Genomic DNA, 16,856 nt, shown 5'->3' on the forward strand with positions numbered 1-16,856 from the left:
TTCCCGCCGGGCGGGGTCAGCGCCGTCCGGGGACCGGCAGGCCGAGGTGGTCGCGCAGCGTCGTGCCGGTGTACTCGGTGCGGAACACCCCGCGCTCCTGGAGCAGCGGCACCACCTTGTCGACGAACTCGTCCAGCCCGCCCGGGGTGAGGTGCGGGACGAGGATGAAGCCGTCCGCGGCGTCACTCTGGACATGCCGGTCGAGCTGGTCGGCGACGCTCCGCGGGGTGCCGATGAAGCTCTGCCGGCCGGTCACCTCGATCACCAGCTCACGGCTGCTGAGCTTCTTCTCGGCGGCCACCGCGCGCCACTTGGCGGCGATCTCCAGCGGGTCGCCGAGCGAGGTGCGGCCCTGGACGAGGCCGGAGTCGCGGACCGGGTCGACGGCCGGCAGCGGGCCGTCCACGTCGTGGTCGGAGAGGTCGATGCCCCAGACCTGCTCCAGGTAGTTGATCGCGGTGGCCGGGCTCACCTGGGCGCGGCGGATGGCGGCGGCCCGTTCGACGGCCTCCTCCTCGGTGTCGCCCAGCACATAGGTGACCCCGGGCATGATCTTCAGCTCGTCCGGCTTGCGCCCGTACCCGGCGAGCCGCCGCTTGACGTCCGCGTGGAAGGCCTGGCCGGCGGCCAGGGTGGAGTGCCGGCTGAAGATCACGTCGGCGGTGGCGGCGGCGAACTCGCGGCCCTCGTCGGAGTCGCCGGCCTGGATCACCACGGGGTGGCCCTGCGGCGGCCGGGGTACCGAGAGGGTGCCCTCGACGTCGAACTGCGGCCCCTGGTGGCGGACCGGCCCCTCGCCCGCCGCGTCCCAGAACGCCCGGGCCAGCGCGACGGACTCGGCGGCCCGGGTGTAGCGGTCGGCGCGGTCGAGGTAACCGCCGCGGCGGAAGTTCTCGCCGGTGAAGGCGTCGGAGGAGGTGACCACGTTCCAGGCGGCGCGGCCACCGGACAGGTGGTCCAGGGAGGCGAACCGGCGGGCCAGCTCGTAGGGCTCGTTGAAGGTGGCGTTGACGGTCGCGGCCAGCCCGAGGTGGGTGGTGACGGCGGCGAGCGCGCCGAGCACGGTGATCGACTCGGGGCGGCCGACCACGTCCAGGTCGTGGATCCGGCCCTTGACCTCGCGCAGCCGCAGGCCCTCGGCGAGGAAGAAGAAGTCGAACCGGCCGCGTTCGGCGGTCGCGGCGAGGTGGCGGAAGGAGTCGAAGGCGATCTGGCTTCCGGAGGCCGGGTCGCTCCACACGGTGGTGTTGTTGACGCCGGGGAAGTGCGCGGCGAGGTGGATCTGCTTGAGCGGGCGGTCCGTCATCGGGTCACCTCGGCGGTCACGGGGGTTGCGGGGGAGGCGGGCGTGGGGATGGTCGCGGCGAGCGCGTAGCGGCTGGCGGGGCGGGCCAGGCCGAGGTGCTCGCGCAGGGTGCGACCGGTGTAGCCGGTGCGGAACAGGCCGCGCTCGCGCAGCGCCGGTACGACGCGGTCGGCGATCGCGGCGAGGTCGCGGGCCGGGTCGGCGGGCACCAGGTGGAAGCCGTCGACCCCGCCGCCGCCCTCGGTGACCTCGGCGATCAGGGCGGCGGTCGCGGCGTCGTCGGGGAGCGCGGCCGGGATCCGGGCCAGGATCCGCAGCGCCTCACCGCCGCGCAGCCGCAGTTCGGTGGCGGCGGTGAGCCGGGTGGCCCGGTCGGGGGCGTCCAGCAGGACGACGTCGGCGTAGCGGGCCGCGGTGGTGACCCGGGCACGGCCGCCGGGGCCGGCGTCCGGGGCGAGGTCGGCGGCGGTGACGGTGACCGCGACGACCGGGCGGCCCTGTGGTGGGCGGGGGGTGGTGGAGGGGCCGCGGACGGAGAAGTGCGGGCCCTCGAAGTCGATGTGGTGGAGCTTGGCGCGGTCGACGAACCGGCCGGTGGCGGTGTCCCGGATCTCGGCGTCGTCCTCCCAGCTGTCCCAGAGCCGGGTGGCGACCTCGGCGGCGTCGGCGGCCTCGGCCCAGAGCTCGTCGGCCGGGGCGGTGCCCTTGCGGCCGAAGGCCCTGGCCTCGGCCTCGGTGTCGGAGACGCCGACCAGCCAGCCGGCCCGGCCCTCGCTGACCCAGTCCAGGGTGTTGACCGAGATGGAGGTGTGGAACGGCTCGGTGTGGGTGGTGGTGACGGTCGGGACCAGGCCGAGGCCTTGGGTGACCGGGGCGAGCCGGGCGAAGGTGGCGAGCGCGTCGAGCCGCCGCGGTTCGGGGGCGTAGGAGTCGTCGAGGGTGACGAAGTCGAGGGCGGCCCGTTCGGCGAGCCGGGCGAGGGCGGTGAAGTGCGCGGCGTCGACGTGGCCGGGGCTGTCGAGGGCGGCGGAAAGGTGCAGCTGGCGGGGCATGGGCGGCCTTGACTTTCCTGGGACGGAAGCGGGGCGTGCGGTGGTCGCGGAGCGGCCCGCGGTCCTGGGGACGGTCCCGGGGACGGGGCGGGCGGGTGTGCGCGGGCACGGGCCGGCCCGCCCGGGGTGCGGGCGGGCGCGGGTGACGGGGTGGTGCGGGGGCCGGGGCGCGGCGGGGACGTCAGCCGGGCGGCGGCGGGGGGAACGCTCGGGTCAGCCGCGACACGCCGCGGACCACACGCGACCGAAGTCGATGTGGCTGCGGGTCACCAGCGGACGGGGGGCGTTCACCGCTTCAGTTGACCAGCGGGTCCGTGGATCCGTCAACCACCGTCTCAGCGGGCGGCTGCCGCGGTGGACACCCGGGGAGCCGGTCGCGGGCCCGCGGACCGCCTCGGCCGGGCACGCGAACGGCCCCGCCCCGCCACCCGGGGAGCGGGTGGCGGGGCGGGGCCGTGAGCGGCTTGCGGGTGGTGCGGGCGTCAGGCCTTGGTGACGTCCTCGATCTCGTCGTCGTCCTCGCGACCGGGGGTCTTGAGGTCGAACTTCACGATCGCGAAGCGGAACAGGAAGTAGTACAGCGCGGCGAACGCCAGGCCCAGCGGGATGATCATCCACGGGTCGGTGGCCTTGCTCCAGGCGAGCAGGTAGTCGATCAGGCCGCCGGAGAAGGTGAAGCCGTCGTGCACGCCGAGCGCCCAGGTCACGGCCATCGAGACGGCGGTGAGGAGGGCGTGGATCACGTACAGCAGCGGGGCGATGAAGACGAAGGAGAACTCGATCGGCTCGGTGACACCGGTCACGAAGGAGGTCAGCGCCAGCGACAGCATCATGCCGGTGACGGCCTTGCGGCGGTGCGGCTTGGCGGTGTGGGCGATGGCGAAGGCGGCGGCCGGCAGGGCGAACATCATGATCGGGAAGAAGCCCGACATGAACTGTCCGGCGGTCGGGTCACCGGCGAAGAACCGGGTCAGGTCGCCGTGCACGACGGTGCCGTCGGCCTTGGTGAAGTCACCGGTCTGGAACCAGGCGTAGGAGTTCACGAACTGGTGCATGCCGACCGGCAGCAGACCGCGGTTGACCAGGCCGAACGCGCCGGCGCCGAACGCGCCGGCCCCGATCAGGGTGTCGTTCAGGCTCTTGATCGCGTCACCGATGGGGCCCCAGGTCAGGGCGAACACGACACCGACGGCGGTGCCGACGAAGGCCATGATGATCGGGACGAGGCGGCGGCCGTTGAAGAAGCCGAGCCAGTCGACCAGCTTGGTGCGGTGGTACTTCTGCCACAGCACGGCGCTGAGCAGGCCGATCACGATACCGCCGAGGACGCCGGGGTTCTGGTAGGTCGCGGGGACCCACTTGCCGTCGGCGATGTGGCCCTCGGTGATCGGGAACGCGGTCAGCACGTTCTTGTAGACCAGGAAGCCGACCAGCGCGGCGAGGGCGGTCGAGCCGTCGGCCTTCTTGGCGAAGCCGATGGCGATGCCGACCGCGAAGAGCAGCGGCAGGTTGTCGAAGACGCCGTTGCCCGCGGTGGCGAAGACCGCGGCCACCTTGTTCCAGCCGAGGCCGTCCTTGCCGAAGACGTCGTCCTGGCCCAGACGCATCAGCAGGCCGGCGGCGGGGAGAACGGCGATGGGCAGCTGGAGGCTGCGGCCGATCTTCTGCAGACCCTGGAGCAGGTTCTGGCCGAACTTCTTGGTGGGGCTGGGTGTGGCCGGAGCCGTGGCGGGCGCCGGTGCCTGCGCAGACTGACTCATGGGGGTGGGTTCCTAACGGCAAGGGCGGGTCGGTCGGGAGAGGGTGCACAGGGGGCCGAACCGCGAACTGGTCTACACCACACGTGGTGTAGACCAGTTTTGTAGCACGGGTGGAGGAGGGGCGGAACCCTTGAAAGCGCCGCAGCTGAGAAGCGCTATGAAATCGAAACCTACTTGCGGATCAACGATCTTGATTACCCGCCGTGATTGGCATTTTGGCTATTTGCGCAACAAAAAGCCGGGGCGGCCGGACGCTCCACGGCAGGTCACCGGCTCGTCACCGACTGCCCGTCCGGGCAGCGTCGGTGGGCGTTCGCACCGGGACCATCGGCCCGGCCCGGATATGGCGAAGGCCCCCGGACGGGCGGTCCGGGGGCCTTTTCGGATTCGACGCGGTGACGCTCGGTTTATGCCTTGGTCACGTCCTCGACCTCGCTCTCGTCCTCGCGTCCCGGCGTTTTCAGGTTGAATTTCACGATGATGAAGCGGAAGAGGGCGTAGTACACGGCGGCGAAGCCGAGGCCGATGGGAATGATCAGCCACGGCTTGGTGGCCAGGCCCCAGTTGATCACGTAGTCGATCAGGCCGGCCGAGAAGCTGAAGCCGTCGTGCACCCCCAGCCCCCAGGTGACGGCCATCGACGCGCCGGTCAGCAGCGCGTGCACGGCGTACAGCGCCGGGGCGATGTAGGCGAAGGAGTACTCGATCGGCTCGGTGACGCCGGTCACGAAGGAGGTCAGGCCGACCGAGAGCATCAGGCCGTAGATCTCCTTGCGCCGGTGCGGCTTCGCCGAGTGGGCGATCGCCAGCGCGGCGGCCGGCAGCGCGAACATCATGATCGGGAAGAAGCCCGACTGGAACTGTCCGGCGGTCGGGTCGCCCGCCAGGAAGCGCGGGATGTCGCCGTGCACGATCATGCCGTCGGGCTTGGTGTACTCGCCGAACTGGAACCAGACGAAGGTGTTCAGCAGCTGGTGCATGCCGATCAGCAGCAGGGCCCGGTTGGCCACGCCGAAGATTCCCGCACCGCCCGCGCCCAGGTCGGCGAGGGTCTGGCTGAAGGAGTTCAGTCCGCGGCCGATCGGCGGCCAGACCCAGACCGCCACGACGGCCAGCAGCATGCCGACCAGCGCGGTGATCATCGGCACCAGGCGGCGGCCGTTGAAGAAGCCCAGCCAGTCGACCAGTTTGGTGCGGTGGAACCGTACCCAGAGCCAGGCCGACATCAGGCCGAGCAGGATGCCGCCCAGCACGCCGGGGTTCTGGTACGTCGCGGCCGCCGCCTTCGCCGAGGTGTAGTCCACGCACTGGTCGCTCACCAGGACGGTCGGCGGCTTGCAGTGCTCCGGGAAGGCGTGCAGCACCCGGTAGTAGACGAGGAACCCGACCACCGCGGCCAGCGCCGTCGACCCGTCGGCCTTCTTCGCCATGCCGATCGCGACGCCGATGCAGAACAGGATGGGCAGGCCGAACGAGGAGTCCAGCAGCGCGCCGCCGGCCGCCGCGAACACCTTGGCCACGTTGTCCCAGCCCAGCCCGTCCTTGCCGAAGACGTCGGGCTGTCCGAGCCGGTTGAGGATGCCGGCGGCGGGGAGCACCGCCACCGGCAGCTGGAGCGAGCGGCCCATCTTCTGGAGGCCGCCGTAGAAGGTGTGCCACCACGTCGCCTGCGGTGCCGTGGCGCCTGCCGAACTCATCATTCGCCCTCCGGGTGCGGTGGCCGGCCGACGGGCCCTGCCGGGGCCCGGGGGCGGGGCCGGGAACACCCGGGGCCCTTCCTGCGTTCATCGGAGTACACATATATTGGTGTAGACCACTTTTGGGACGCAGGCCGCGCGCCGGGAGACGGCCCCACTGCTCGTCATCCTCGGACGTCGGTCCGGGGGATGCGCGCCGAAATGGGCCAAAAGTGGACTAACGTGGCATATCGGTTCGGCTCGGGTCATGCTGGTCGCGCTGCTCCGGCAGCACGCCACGGCACGACCGACCACTGACCCCGCGTCACCGCGACCGAGGTCACCGCGCAGGACGGCACCCGGCAGAGCAGCCGACGGGCCGAGACAGAGGGAGAAAGCAATGGCCAGCAAGGCTGAGAAGATCGTCGCCGGTCTGGGCGGCATCGACAACATCGAAGAGGTCGAGGGCTGCATCACCCGCCTGCGCACCGAGGTCAAGGACGCCTCCCTGGTCAACGAGGCCGCGCTGAAGGCCGCCGGCGCCCACGGCGTCGTGAAGATGGGCACCGCGATCCAGGTCGTCATCGGCACCGACGCCGACCCGATCGCCGCCGACATCGAGGACATGATGTGAGCTGAGCCCACCAGGCTCGCTCCCGCGGCCCGCCGACCCCACCGGGGCGGCGGGCCGCGGTACGTCCGGGCACCGGGAGCGGTACGTCCGGGCAGACCCGGACGCCTCGGGACGCCTCGGGGCGTACCCGGAGCACCGGCCGAAACCGACTACGCTCGGTGCCTATGTCACGCATCGACGGCCGCACCCCCGACCAGCTCCGCCCCGTCACCATCGAACGGGGCTGGAGCAAGCACGCCGAAGGCTCCGTCCTCATCTCCTACGGCGACACCAAGGTGCTGTGCACCGCCAGCGTCACCGAGGGCGTCCCGCGCTGGCGCAAGGGCAGCGGCGAGGGCTGGGTCACCGCCGAGTACTCCATGCTCCCGCGGGCCACCAACACCCGCGGCGACCGCGAATCCGTCAAGGGCCGGCTCGGCGGCCGCACCCACGAGATCAGCCGGCTCATCGGCCGCTCGCTGCGCGCCGTGGTCGACCACCGCGCGCTCGCCGAGAACACCATCGTCCTCGACTGCGACGTCCTCCAGGCCGACGGCGGCACCCGCACCGCCGCCATCACCGGCGCCTACGTCGCGCTCGTCGACGCCGTCAGCTGGGCCCGCGAGCGCAAGCTGCTGCGCGCCAAGGGCAAGCCGATCACCGGCGGCGTCAGCGCCGTCAGCGTCGGCATCATCGACGGCGTCCCGATGCTCGACCTCCAGTACGAGGAGGACGTCCGCGCCGAGACCGACATGAACATCGTCTGCACCTCCGACGGCCGCTTCGTCGAGGTCCAGGGCACCGCCGAGGGCGCGCCCTTCGACCGCGCGCTGCTCGACCAGCTGCTCGACCTCGGCACCCTCGGCTGCGCCGAGCTCGACGAGGTCCAGCGCAAGGTCCTCGGTGAGCTGGAGGGCTGACGCCGGGGGCACGCCCTTTACCCCCTGAGGTACCGGTTCCGCTTCGGTTTCCGGAAATCCCCGGGCTCCGGGCCAGGCCGCTGTACAGGCCGGGTCCGGAGCCCGTACGGTTCCGGCAGCACCCGTTGCGGGAACCGCGCACCCCTCAGCGCGCGTCCTTCCCTTCCGGATACCCGCGCACCGAGGAGGACCGGATGCCCCAGAGCATCGCCCGCCCCACCATGCTCGCCGTGGCCGGCCTGATCGCCATCCTCCCGCTCAGCGCGGTCAGTTGCTCCGCCGCCCAGAAGGCGATCGACTGCGGGAACACCGCCGTGAAGATCACCGGCGACATCAACGAGGTCAGCAGCGCCTACAACAACGCGAGCAACGACGCGGCCGCCGCCGGCGAGGCGCTGCAGAAGCTGAAGAACGACCTCGACCAGCTGGGCAAGAACTCCAAGGACACCGACGTCGCCCAGGCCATCACCGACCTCGGCACCCAGGTCGACAAGGTCCAGCAGGCGGTCAACAACAAGCAGGTGCCGGACTTCAAGCCGCTGGGTGACGCCGCCTCGAACCTCACCAAGGTCTGCACCGGCTGACACGGCTTCACCCGGGACGGCGCCGGATCGCGCGGTTTGCTCGGTTTAGGGTGGATCCATGACCACTCGACTCATCCTCGCCACCCGTAACCAGCACAAGGTCGCCGAACTGCGTGACATCCTCGGCGACGCCGGCCTGGACGTCGAACTGGTCGGGGCCGACGCCTACCCGGAGATCCCCGACGTCCCCGAGACCGGCGTCACCTTCGCCGAGAACGCCCTGCTCAAGGCACACGCCCTGGCCCGCGCCACCGGCCTGCCGGCCGTCGCCGACGACTCCGGCCTGTGCGTGGACGTGCTGAACGGCGCCCCGGGCATCTTCTCCGCGCGCTGGTCCGGCAAGCACGGCGACGACCGCGCCAACCTCGACCTCCTGCTCGCCCAGCTCTCCGACATCGCCGCCGAGCACCGCGGCGCCCACTTCTTCTGCGCCGCCGCCCTCGCGCTCCCCGACGGCACCGAGCGCGTCGTCGAGGGCCGCCTCCTCGGCACCCTGCGCACCGCCCCGGCGGGCGACGGCGGCTTCGGCTACGACCCGATCCTCCAGCCCCTCGGCGGGACCCGCACGTGCGCCGAACTCACCCCCGCGGAGAAGAACGCCATCAGCCACCGCGGCCAGGCCTTCCGCGCCCTCGCCCCGGTGGTGAAGGACCTGATCGGCTGACCCCCGGCCGACACGAAGGCCCGCCCCGGAGATCACTCCGGGGCGGGCCTTCGATTTTAAGGCTGGTGCGGCCTGAGGGATTCGAACCCTCACGGGATTTCTCCCACGGGCACCTAAAACCCGCGCGGCTGCCCTTTCGCCAAGGCCGCAAGGCCTTCAGTCTAGGCGCTCGCGGGGTGCGGGGACACCGTCATTCCGGCTCGTCGGGCGGCCTCGGCGGGCATGGCCGGCGGACTCCGTCCGGCGGTTCTTGTTCCGTCCGCAGTAGGTGTCCGTGACGGCATGACAGTTCGGGCAGAGCAGTCGGAGGTTGTCCGGGCGGTTGTCGGACCAGTCTCCGTTGACGTGATCCACCTCCAGGGTGAGCGGGCGGCCCCGCCACTCGGGCCCGGTGCCGCAGCCCGCGCACAGTTCCGGCCGGCCCAGTTCGGCCAGCGCCAGGCGGATGCGGGAGCCGGGCAGCCGCTTCGCGTCCGGCGGGCGCTGGACCAGGACGTCCTCGGGGGAGAGCCGTCGCGCCGAACGCTTGCCGCGGTTGTGGGCCTGCCCGGTGAAGTGCGAGGTGTCGATGCCGAGAGCCTTGATCCGGCGCCCGATGTGGGCCTGCGTGCCGCCGGCCTGCCGCAGACGCAGGTGGCGCACCACGCCGGCGACGCTGTGCGAGGCGTCGACGGCCTCCTGGAGGAGCTCGCGGGTGTAGACGCTCCCGGTCGGGCGGAAGTGGGAGGTGTCGACGCCGAACGCGGTCAGCTTGCGGCGCAGGTACTTGCGGCGGTCGGTGTCCGGCTCCTTGCCGAGCGCGATCAGCATCTCGTCGAGCGACGCGGCGGTCGACGCGACGTGCGCGAGCAGTTCGCGGGTGTATTCGACGGCCATGGCGTTCCCCCTCCGGGCGCGTGCGGGCCCCGTCCCCGTGGGGGTGAACGAGTGGCGGGGCGTTCGGTCACGGGGTGGCCGGAGGGAGGTGGGGCGGGTGGGGCGGGTGGGGTTGGTGGGGTGTCAGGGCGGTGCCGGCCGGTGGCCGTTCGACCGGGGATGTTGGGGAAATGATTACCAATTGGTCCAGACCTATTGACCTATGTGGTTCAGACCACATAGCTTCGGCGCCAATCTGCTTTCCCCCACGTGCGTGCTCCCCCACAGGCACGCGCCGGCACTCTGCCCGGAGGACCGAGTGTTGATCCGATCCACGGCGGAGCGGCGTCCCACCGCTGCCCGTCGTTCCACGAGCCCGGCGGCCCGCGCCGGCCTGGCCGCGCTGGCGGGTGCCGCGATGGCCGGCCTGCTGGTGGCCACGCTGGGTGCGGCGCCCTCCCAGGCGTCCGCCACCGTCGACAACGCCGCGTGTCGGCCCGACGGCCTCTACACCACGCCCGGTGTCGACGTCCCGTACTGCAGCGTCTACGACACCAACGGCCGCGAGAAGATGGGCGCGGACCACCAGCGCCGCATCATCGGCTACTTCACGAGCTGGCGCACCGGCCAGGACGGCACCAAGCCGTACCTGGTCAGCGACATCCCGTGGGACAAGGTCACCCACCTCAACTACGCGTTCGCCCACGTCGGTTCCGACAACAAGCTGTCGGTCGGCACGGACAACGAGAAGAATGCGGCCACCGGGATGTCCTTCCCCGGGGTGCCGGGCGCCGAGCTCGACCCGTCGCTGCCCTACAAGGGGCACTTCAATCTGCTGACGAAGTACAAGAAGCAGTACCCGAACGTCAAGACGATGATCTCGGTGGGCGGTTGGACCGAGACCGGTGGGTACTTCGGGGACGACGGCAAGCGCGTCAACTCCGGCGGCTTCTACTCGATGACCGTCAACCCGGACGGCAGCGTCAACCAGGCGGGCATCGACACCTTCGCCAACTCGGCCGTCGACTTCATCAAGAAGTACGGCTTCAACGGCGTCGACGTCGACTACGAGTACCCGACCTCGATGAAGGACGCCGGCAACCCGCTGGACTGGCAGCTCGCCAACGGCAAGCGCGCCTCGCTGGCCAAGGGCTACGCGGCGCTGATGAAGACGCTGCGCGAGAAGCTGGACCGGGCCGGCGCCGCCGACGGCAAGCACTACCTGCTCTCGGTCGCAGCTCCGTCCTCCGGCTACCTGCTGCGCGGCATGGAGACGTTCCAGATCGCGCAGTACCTGGACTACGTCGACATCATGTCGTACGACCTGCACGGGTCCTGGAACAAGTACGTCGGTCCGAACGCCGCGCTGTTCGACGACGGCAAGGACGGCGAGCTGGCGGCGGCCAACGTCTACGGCACCGGCCAGTACGGCGGCATCGGCTACCTGAACGCCGACTGGTCGTACCACTACTTCCGCGGTGCGATGCCGGCCGGCCGGATCAACGTCGGCCTGCCGTACTACACCCGCGGCTTCAAGAACGTCCAGGGCGGCACCAACGGCCTCTGGGGCACCGCTGCCGCGACCACCTGCCCGGTCGGCTCCGGCCTGACCGCGTGCGGTGACGGCGCGGTCGGCATCGACAACATCTGGAACGACAAGGACGACGCGGGCAAGGAGTCCCCGGCCGGGTCGAACCCGATGTGGCACGCCAAGAACCTGGAGAAGGGCATCGTGCCCGACTACCTCTCCAAGTACGGCGTGACCGACACCGCCCTGCAGGGCAGCTACGTCCGCAACTACAGCTCCACCCTGGTGGCGCCGTGGCTGTGGAACGACAGCAAGAAGGTCTACCTGTCCACCGAGGACGAGCAGTCGATCGCCGCCAAGGCCGACTACATCGTCAACCAGGGTGCCGGCGGCACGATGATCTGGGAGCTCGCGGGCGACTACAAGTGGGACGCCACCGCCAACGGCGGCAAGGGCCAGTACGTGCCCGGCGACACGCTGACCTCGCTGATGTACGACAAGTTCAAGGCCTCCTCGCCGTACGGCGCGACCCGCTCGACGATCGCGCTGCCGCAGCAGACCCTGCCGATCGACGTGTCGTTCACCAACTTCGCGCTGGGTGACTCGAACTACCCGATCAACCCGAAGATCCACATCGTCAACAACTCGACGACGACCCTGCCGGGCGGCACCGAGTTCCAGTTCGACTACAGCAACTCGGCCCCGGGCAACGCCAAGGACCAGTCCGGCTTCGGCCTGACCGTCATCCGGCAGGACCACACCGGCACCGGCAACGTGGGCGGCCTCAAGGGCACCTACAACCGGGTCTCGGTGAAGCTGCCGGGCTGGCAGTCGCTCGCGCCGGGCGCGTCGATCGACATGGACTTCGTCTACTACCTGCCGGTGTCGACCCCGTCCAACTGGACGGTCAACGTGGGCGGCACGCTGTACGGCCTCAAGGGCGACCTGACCCGCGGTGCGGTGGACGGCGGTACGACCCCGCCCACCACTCCGCCGACCACCCCGCCGACGACGCCTCCCACGACGCCGCCCACCACTCCGCCCACCACTCCGCCCACGACGCCGCCGACCACGCCGGCCGGTTGCGCGGGTGCGCCGAGCTGGGACGCGGGCACCACCTACGCCACCCCGACCAAGGTCTCCTGGAAGGGCCACTACTACCAGAACAAGTGGTGGACCAAGGGCGACGACCCGAGCGCCAGCGGCTCTTGGGGTGTCTGGAGCGACCTCGGCGCCTGCTGATGACAGCGGTCGCCTGAGGTGAGAGACGGCGGTGGCGGTGCACCCGGTCGGGGGGTGCGCCGCCACCGCTGCTCTTCCGGTTCCGTCGCGGGCCTACTTCTCGATGTCGCCGCGCATCTTGGCGAACAGGGCGGCCGCCTCGGCCGGAGTGGTCCTCGGGAACAGCGCGACGCCGGCGGTGGAGGCGTCGGACCAGCCGCAGACGACGTCGGTGGTGGGCGCCTCCGGCAGCTTCAGGCACTCCAGCGAGCCGCCCAGCGGTCCGGCGGCGAACGGGGTTGCGGTGGTCGGGGTGCCGGTCGAACCGTTCTGCAGGGCGTAGTCGATCATGCCGCGCCAGAGGTGCTCGCGGCGCTTGGCCGGGTCCTCGGGGATGTTGTCGACGGCGATCAGCAGGATCCGGCGGCCGGAGGTCTGCCCGGGGCGGTCGTAGTTCGCGAGCACCATGTGCATGTTGTCGCGCATCTCGCCCGGGTCGACGGCGACGTCGGAGACCGCGTCCTGGCCGATGGTCTTGGCCAGCCCGCCGGCCGTCATGGGCCCGACCACCTGCCGCTTGCCGGCCGGGGCCGGGGAGGAGGGCTTGGCGGTCGTGGTCGGCTGAGTGGTCGTGGTCGCGGTCGTGGTCGGCTGAGCGGTCGCGGTCGCGGTGGCAGTCGGCTGAGCGGTCGGTTGCGCCGTCGCGGTGGCCGGCGGCGGTGCGGCGGTGTCGTCGTTCTCCGGCCCGCAGGCCGTCAGCGCGAGCGCCGCGACGATCGCGCCGGCGACGGCGACACGGGCGGTGGACACGGATCTGGCACTCTGCACGGCTCTGCTCCCCTGACAAGGACGGGCCCGGGCCGCTGGTGCCCGGTGGAACAGAACGCTAGGGGGCGCCGGGGTCCCTCCGACAGGTTCCGGGCAGAGCGCGGACAGCACCGGGACACGGCGGTGACGAAGTGTCACGCGCCGCCGCCGTGTCCGGACGGCGCGTCAGGCCGCCTCGACCTTGAGGTCGCGCAGCAGCTTGGCCACGTGGCCGGTCGCCTTGACGTTGTACAGCGCGTGCTCGACCTTGCCCTGCTCGTCCACGATCACGGTGGAGCGGATCACGCCGGTGACGGTCTTGCCGTACAGCTTCTTCTCGCCGAACGCGCCGTAGGCCTCCAGCACCTTCTTCTCCGGGTCGGAGAGCAGGGTGACCTTGAGGTCCTCGGCCTCGCGGAACTTGCCGAGCTTCTCCGGCTTGTCCGGCGAGATGCCGATGACGTCGTACCCGGCGCCGGAGAAGACCTCCAGGTTGTCGGTGAAGTCGCAGGCCTGCTTGGTGCAGCCGGGGGTGAGCGCGGCCGGGTAGAAGTAGACGATCACCTTGCGGCCGAGGTGGCCGGCGAGGGACACCTCGTTGCCGTCGGCGTCGGGCAGGGTGAAGGCGGGCGCGGTGTCACCGGGCTGGAGACGCTCACTCACGGGGTTTCTCCTGGTGCTGGACGGGCGGTCGTACCACGGCAAACTTACCTCCGATGGTGGGTGGGGCCGCGCGGCCCCGCGTGGCAGCTGACACACTGGGTCAGTCGCACAGGACGAACATCGTGAATGGGGTGGCCCGAGTGGGCGAGGCGAGCAGTACGGACAAGTCGGCGCGGACGACCGCCCAGATCGAGGCGGACATCTCCCGGACCCGCACCCAGCTGGCGGCGACGCTGGACGAGCTCGCCGTGCGCGTGCACCCGACCACCATCTCCGCCCAGGTCAAGGCGAAGGCCGTGGCCGCCGTCGAGGAGAAGGCCGGCCGGGCGTACGTGGCCGCGAGCGGTCTGGTGGAGCAGGCCCGCGCGCAGTTCGTGGACGAGAAGGGGCAGCCGCGCAAGGAGCGGATCGTCCCGGCCGCGCTGGTCGGCGTCGGCCTGGTGCTGCTGGTCGCCTCGGCGCGCAGGCGCCGCAAGCGCTGAGTCACGACCGCACCTCCCGGGCCGGGCAGCCGCTGCCCGGCCCGCGCCGGTCCGCCGGTCCGCCCGCGGCACCGGGCTGGCGTCACACGCCGCGCCCGGGAGCGGTACCTTCGGGGTCGTGAGTACGAACGACGAACCGACCCAGCAGTCCCTGCCCGGCGCGGGCGACGCGCCGCGTCACGACCGGCTCGGCGAGAAGCTGCCGATCAAGATGCTGCACGACCGCGTGCTGGTGAAGACCGAGGCCGGCGAGGGCGAGCGCCGCTCCACCGGCGGCATCCTGATCCCGGCGACCGCGGAGATCTCCAAGCGCTGCGCCTGGGCCGAGGCGGTCGCCGTCGGCCAGAGCGTGCGCTCCGTGGAGCCCGGTGACCGGGTGCTCTACGACCCCGAGGACAAGCTGGAGGTCGAGGTCCGCGGCGCCACCTACGTCCTGCTGCGCGAGCGCGACCTGCACGCCGTCGCCGCGATGCGCTTCGGCGACACCGAGGGCTCGACCGGGCTGTACCTGTAGTCGCCGAGCGGTTCTCCCCGGTGGGCCGCCGTGCCGTGGGCGCGGCGGCCCACCGGCCTTTCCGCAGGTCCGTCCCGGCGTGGTGGTAGCGTCGCCGGACGGGATGGTCCGGGCAGCGGGACGGGGGACGGCATGGGGACTTCGCCGATCGATTTCGGTGGCACGGCTCCGCGGGTGCGGGGACTGGACGTGCGGTGGATCCACGGGTCGGAGTCGGCGAAGCACAACACCGATCCGGACATCCAGGTGCACGAGTACGACGAGCACACCTTCGTGCTGCGGCAGAACATGGCGGTGAACTACGAGGCGCCGTTCCTGTTCCTGCTGTTCGGCAACGAGCGGGCGGTGCTGATCGACACCGGGGCCACCGCCTCCGCGGAGTACTTCCCGCTGCGGGAGACCGTCGACGGGCTCGTCGCGGACTGGCTGGAGCGCAACCCGAGGGACGGGTACGAGCTGCTGGTGCTGCACACCCACGGGCACGGGGACCACGTCGCGGGGGACGGGCAGTTCGCGGACCGGCCGGACACCCGGGTGGTGCCCGCGGACCGGACCACGGCCTGGGCGTTCTTCGGGTTCGACCGGGACGCCGACGCCGTGGCCCGGGTGGACCTCGGGGGCCGGGTGCTGGAGTGCCTGGCGACGCCGGGGCACCACGAGGCGGCGGTGACCTTCCACGACCCGTGGACGGGGTTCCTGCTCACCGGAGACACGGTGTACCCGGGGCGGCTCTACATCCAGGACTGGGCGGCGTTCGGCCGGTCGATCCGCAGGCTGATCGACTTCTGCGAGGCCCGGACGGTCACCCATGTGCTCGGCTGCCACATCGAGATGAGCGTGAAGCCGGGGGTGGACTACCCGATCCGGTACACCTACCAGCCGCACGAGGTCCCGTTGCAGCTGACCGTCGGCCATCTGCGGGAGATCCGCGCGGCGCTGGACGCGATCGGCGAGGTGCCGCAGCGGCGGGTGTTGCCGCTCTTCATCCTGTCGCCGAACACCTGAGCAGCCCCTAGGATCCGCCCATGGTGAGCAACGGGGCGGTCCAGGTCGACGACGGGCAGCGGCGGGCGCGGTTGGGGCGGCGGTTGCTGCTGGCGCCCGCCGGGCGGGCGGCGCGGGTGGAGGAGGTGGCCGACGCGGTCGTCGGGCTGCACGCCACCGATGCCGCGACGGTGTACCTGTCGGCGTGCGCGCGGCTGCGCGAGCCGTCGGCGGCCGAGGTGGAACGGGCCCTGTACGACGAGGTCTCGCTGGTGAAGCTGCTGTCGATGCGGCGGACGATCTTCGCGGTGACCGAGGAGTTCGCGCCGTACGTGAGCGCGGCGGCGGCGCGGCAGATCGCGGCCAAGGAGCGGGCGACGCTGCTGAAGCACCTCGCGGACTTCGCCGAGGGGTGGGACGAGGCGCGGCTGGACGAGACCCAGCGGGCGGTGCTGGCGGCGCTGGCGGTGCGCGGCGAGGCGACCACGGCCGAGCTGGGCGCGGACGTGCCGGCGCTGCGCGAGACGATGCTGATGTCGGCGGGCAAGCCGTACGAGGCGAAGCAGAGCGTGGGGAGCCGGCTGCTGCGGCTGCTGGCCTCGGACGGGCACGTCCGGCGGTGCCGGCCGCGCGGGTCGTGGCTGAGCAGCAGCTATCCGTGGGCGCCGGTGGCGCCGTGGCCGGAGGTGCCGGCGCGGGAGGCCAAGGCGGAGGTGGTGCGGCGCTGGCTGGCGCGGTACGGGCCGGGCGGCGTCGAGGACGTGAAGTGGTGGACCGGCTGGACGCTGGGGGACGTGCGCAAGGCGCTGGCCGACGTGGGCGCGGTGGAGGTGACGACGGCGGGTGGTGCGGCGGGCCTGGTGCTGCCGGGGGACGAGGGGCCGGTGGCGGAGCCGGAGCCGTGGGCGGCGTTGCTGCCGGCGCTGGATCCGGCGGTGATGGGCTGGCGGGGCCGTGACTGGTACCTGCGGCCCGAGGACGTGCCGGCGCTGTTCGACCGGGCGGGGAACGCGGGGCCGACGGTGTGGTGGTGCGGCCGGGTGGTCGGCGGCTGGGCGCAGCGGGCGGACGGCGAGGTGGTGTGGCGGCTGTTCGAGGACGCGGGGGCCGAGGCGCGGGCGGCGGTCGCGGTGGAGGCGGAGCGGTTGGCGGGGTGGCTGGGAGCGGTCCGGGTGACGCCGCGGTTCCGTACGCCGCTGGAGCGCGAGCTGGCGGCCTGAGTCGCCG

16 protein-coding genes and 1 tRNA gene are annotated in these 16,856 nt (G+C 71.7%); 9 read left to right on the plus strand and 8 right to left on the minus strand.

From position 1 onward, the window contains the following. Positions 1 to 16 precede the first annotated feature (16 nt). The 4 genes from ACFVVU_RS19740 to ACFVVU_RS19755 form a co-directional block, all read right to left on the minus strand. Positions 17 to 1,306: an NtaA/DmoA family FMN-dependent monooxygenase gene (locus ACFVVU_RS19740; RefSeq protein WP_380686784.1), complete on the minus strand. Its 1,290-nt coding sequence runs from the start codon at positions 1,304 to 1,306 to the stop codon at positions 17 to 19. Beyond that, the gene (locus tag ACFVVU_RS19745; protein WP_387791179.1) at positions 1,303 to 2,358 is read right to left on the minus strand and encodes an LLM class flavin-dependent oxidoreductase; all 1,056 of its coding nucleotides are present in this window, start codon (positions 2,356 to 2,358) and stop codon (positions 1,303 to 1,305) included. The genes ACFVVU_RS19740 and ACFVVU_RS19745 overlap by 4 nt, the downstream gene beginning before the upstream one ends. A 482-nt stretch (positions 2,359 to 2,840) precedes the next feature. Then, complete coding sequence (locus ACFVVU_RS19750) at positions 2,841 to 4,118, minus strand: PTS transporter subunit EIIC (RefSeq protein WP_380689401.1); 1,278 nt, start codon at positions 4,116 to 4,118, stop codon at positions 2,841 to 2,843. 407 nt (positions 4,119 to 4,525) lie between these two features. After that, positions 4,526 to 5,815, minus strand: coding sequence for a PTS transporter subunit EIIC (locus ACFVVU_RS19755; RefSeq protein WP_380689403.1), 1,290 nt, complete (start codon positions 5,813 to 5,815; stop codon positions 4,526 to 4,528). A gap of 379 nt (positions 5,816 to 6,194) precedes the next feature. Between ACFVVU_RS19755 and ACFVVU_RS19760 the strand changes: the two genes are divergently transcribed. The 4 genes from ACFVVU_RS19760 to rdgB all read left to right on the plus strand — a co-directional run bounded on the left by ACFVVU_RS19760 (position 6,195) and on the right by rdgB (position 8,575). Beyond that, a complete protein-coding gene (locus ACFVVU_RS19760) occupies positions 6,195 to 6,428 on the plus strand; it encodes a glucose PTS transporter subunit EIIB (RefSeq protein ID WP_063349220.1) in 234 nt (77 codons plus the stop codon). Between the two features lie 164 nt (positions 6,429 to 6,592). After that, positions 6,593 to 7,327, plus strand: a complete 735-nt coding sequence (gene rph / locus ACFVVU_RS19765; protein ID WP_387791181.1) for a ribonuclease PH — start codon at positions 6,593 to 6,595, stop codon at positions 7,325 to 7,327. 194 nt (positions 7,328 to 7,521) lie between these two features. Further along, entirely contained in the window at positions 7,522 to 7,911 is a 390-nt protein-coding gene (locus ACFVVU_RS19770; RefSeq protein ID WP_380688110.1) for a hypothetical protein, read from the plus strand. 58 nt (positions 7,912 to 7,969) lie between these two features. Continuing rightward, positions 7,970 to 8,575, plus strand: a complete 606-nt coding sequence (gene rdgB / locus ACFVVU_RS19775) for an RdgB/HAM1 family non-canonical purine NTP pyrophosphatase (RefSeq protein WP_380688112.1) — start codon at positions 7,970 to 7,972, stop codon at positions 8,573 to 8,575. Between the two features lie 63 nt (positions 8,576 to 8,638). On the opposite strand, the gene ACFVVU_RS19780 is transcribed toward rdgB, so the two are convergent. Next, positions 8,639 to 8,724, minus strand: a tRNA-Leu gene (locus tag ACFVVU_RS19780). Positions 8,725 to 8,731: 7 nt separating this feature from the next. Further along, complete coding sequence (locus ACFVVU_RS19785; RefSeq protein WP_387791183.1) at positions 8,732 to 9,451, minus strand: HNH endonuclease signature motif containing protein; 720 nt, start codon at positions 9,449 to 9,451, stop codon at positions 8,732 to 8,734. A 397-nt stretch (positions 9,452 to 9,848) separates the two neighbouring features. Here ACFVVU_RS19785 and ACFVVU_RS19790 point away from each other — a divergent pair, with 397 nt between their 5' ends. Next, a complete protein-coding gene (locus tag ACFVVU_RS19790) occupies positions 9,849 to 12,200 on the plus strand; it encodes a chitinase C-terminal domain-containing protein (RefSeq protein ID WP_387791277.1) in 2,352 nt (783 codons plus the stop codon). A gap of 93 nt (positions 12,201 to 12,293) precedes the next feature. Here the strand turns inward: ACFVVU_RS19790 and ACFVVU_RS19795 are convergent, their stop codons facing one another. Together ACFVVU_RS19795 and bcp are read right to left on the minus strand one after the other, a co-directional pair. After that, entirely contained in the window at positions 12,294 to 12,989 is a 696-nt protein-coding gene (locus ACFVVU_RS19795) for a hypothetical protein (protein ID WP_387791185.1), read from the minus strand. 183 nt (positions 12,990 to 13,172) lie between these two features. Beyond that, entirely contained in the window at positions 13,173 to 13,649 is a 477-nt protein-coding gene (gene bcp, locus ACFVVU_RS19800) for a thioredoxin-dependent thiol peroxidase (RefSeq protein WP_380690005.1), read from the minus strand. A gap of 131 nt (positions 13,650 to 13,780) precedes the next feature. On the opposite strand from bcp, the gene ACFVVU_RS19805 reads away from it, so the two are divergent. From ACFVVU_RS19805 to ACFVVU_RS19820, 4 genes are all read left to right on the plus strand, one after another. Next, positions 13,781 to 14,131, plus strand: coding sequence for a DUF3618 domain-containing protein (locus ACFVVU_RS19805; protein ID WP_380690003.1), 351 nt, complete (start codon positions 13,781 to 13,783; stop codon positions 14,129 to 14,131). 211 nt (positions 14,132 to 14,342) lie between these two features. Further along, positions 14,343 to 14,645 carry a co-chaperone GroES gene (locus ACFVVU_RS19810; RefSeq protein ID WP_078881937.1) on the plus strand — a complete coding sequence of 101 codons (303 nt, stop codon included), beginning with the start codon at positions 14,343 to 14,345 and terminating at the stop codon, positions 14,643 to 14,645. Between the two features lie 189 nt (positions 14,646 to 14,834). Beyond that, a complete protein-coding gene (locus tag ACFVVU_RS19815; protein WP_387791187.1) occupies positions 14,835 to 15,650 on the plus strand; it encodes an MBL fold metallo-hydrolase in 816 nt (271 codons plus the stop codon). A 20-nt stretch (positions 15,651 to 15,670) separates the two neighbouring features. Further along, positions 15,671 to 16,849 (plus strand): winged helix DNA-binding domain-containing protein, encoded by a 1,179-nt coding sequence (locus tag ACFVVU_RS19820; RefSeq protein WP_380686798.1) that lies wholly within the window; start codon positions 15,671 to 15,673, stop codon positions 16,847 to 16,849. Positions 16,850 to 16,856 lie beyond the last annotated feature (7 nt).

The sequence above is a fragment of the Kitasatospora sp. NPDC057965 genome (assembly GCF_042887135.1).
In the GTDB taxonomy this organism is placed as follows: domain Bacteria; phylum Actinomycetota; class Actinomycetes; order Streptomycetales; family Streptomycetaceae; genus Kitasatospora.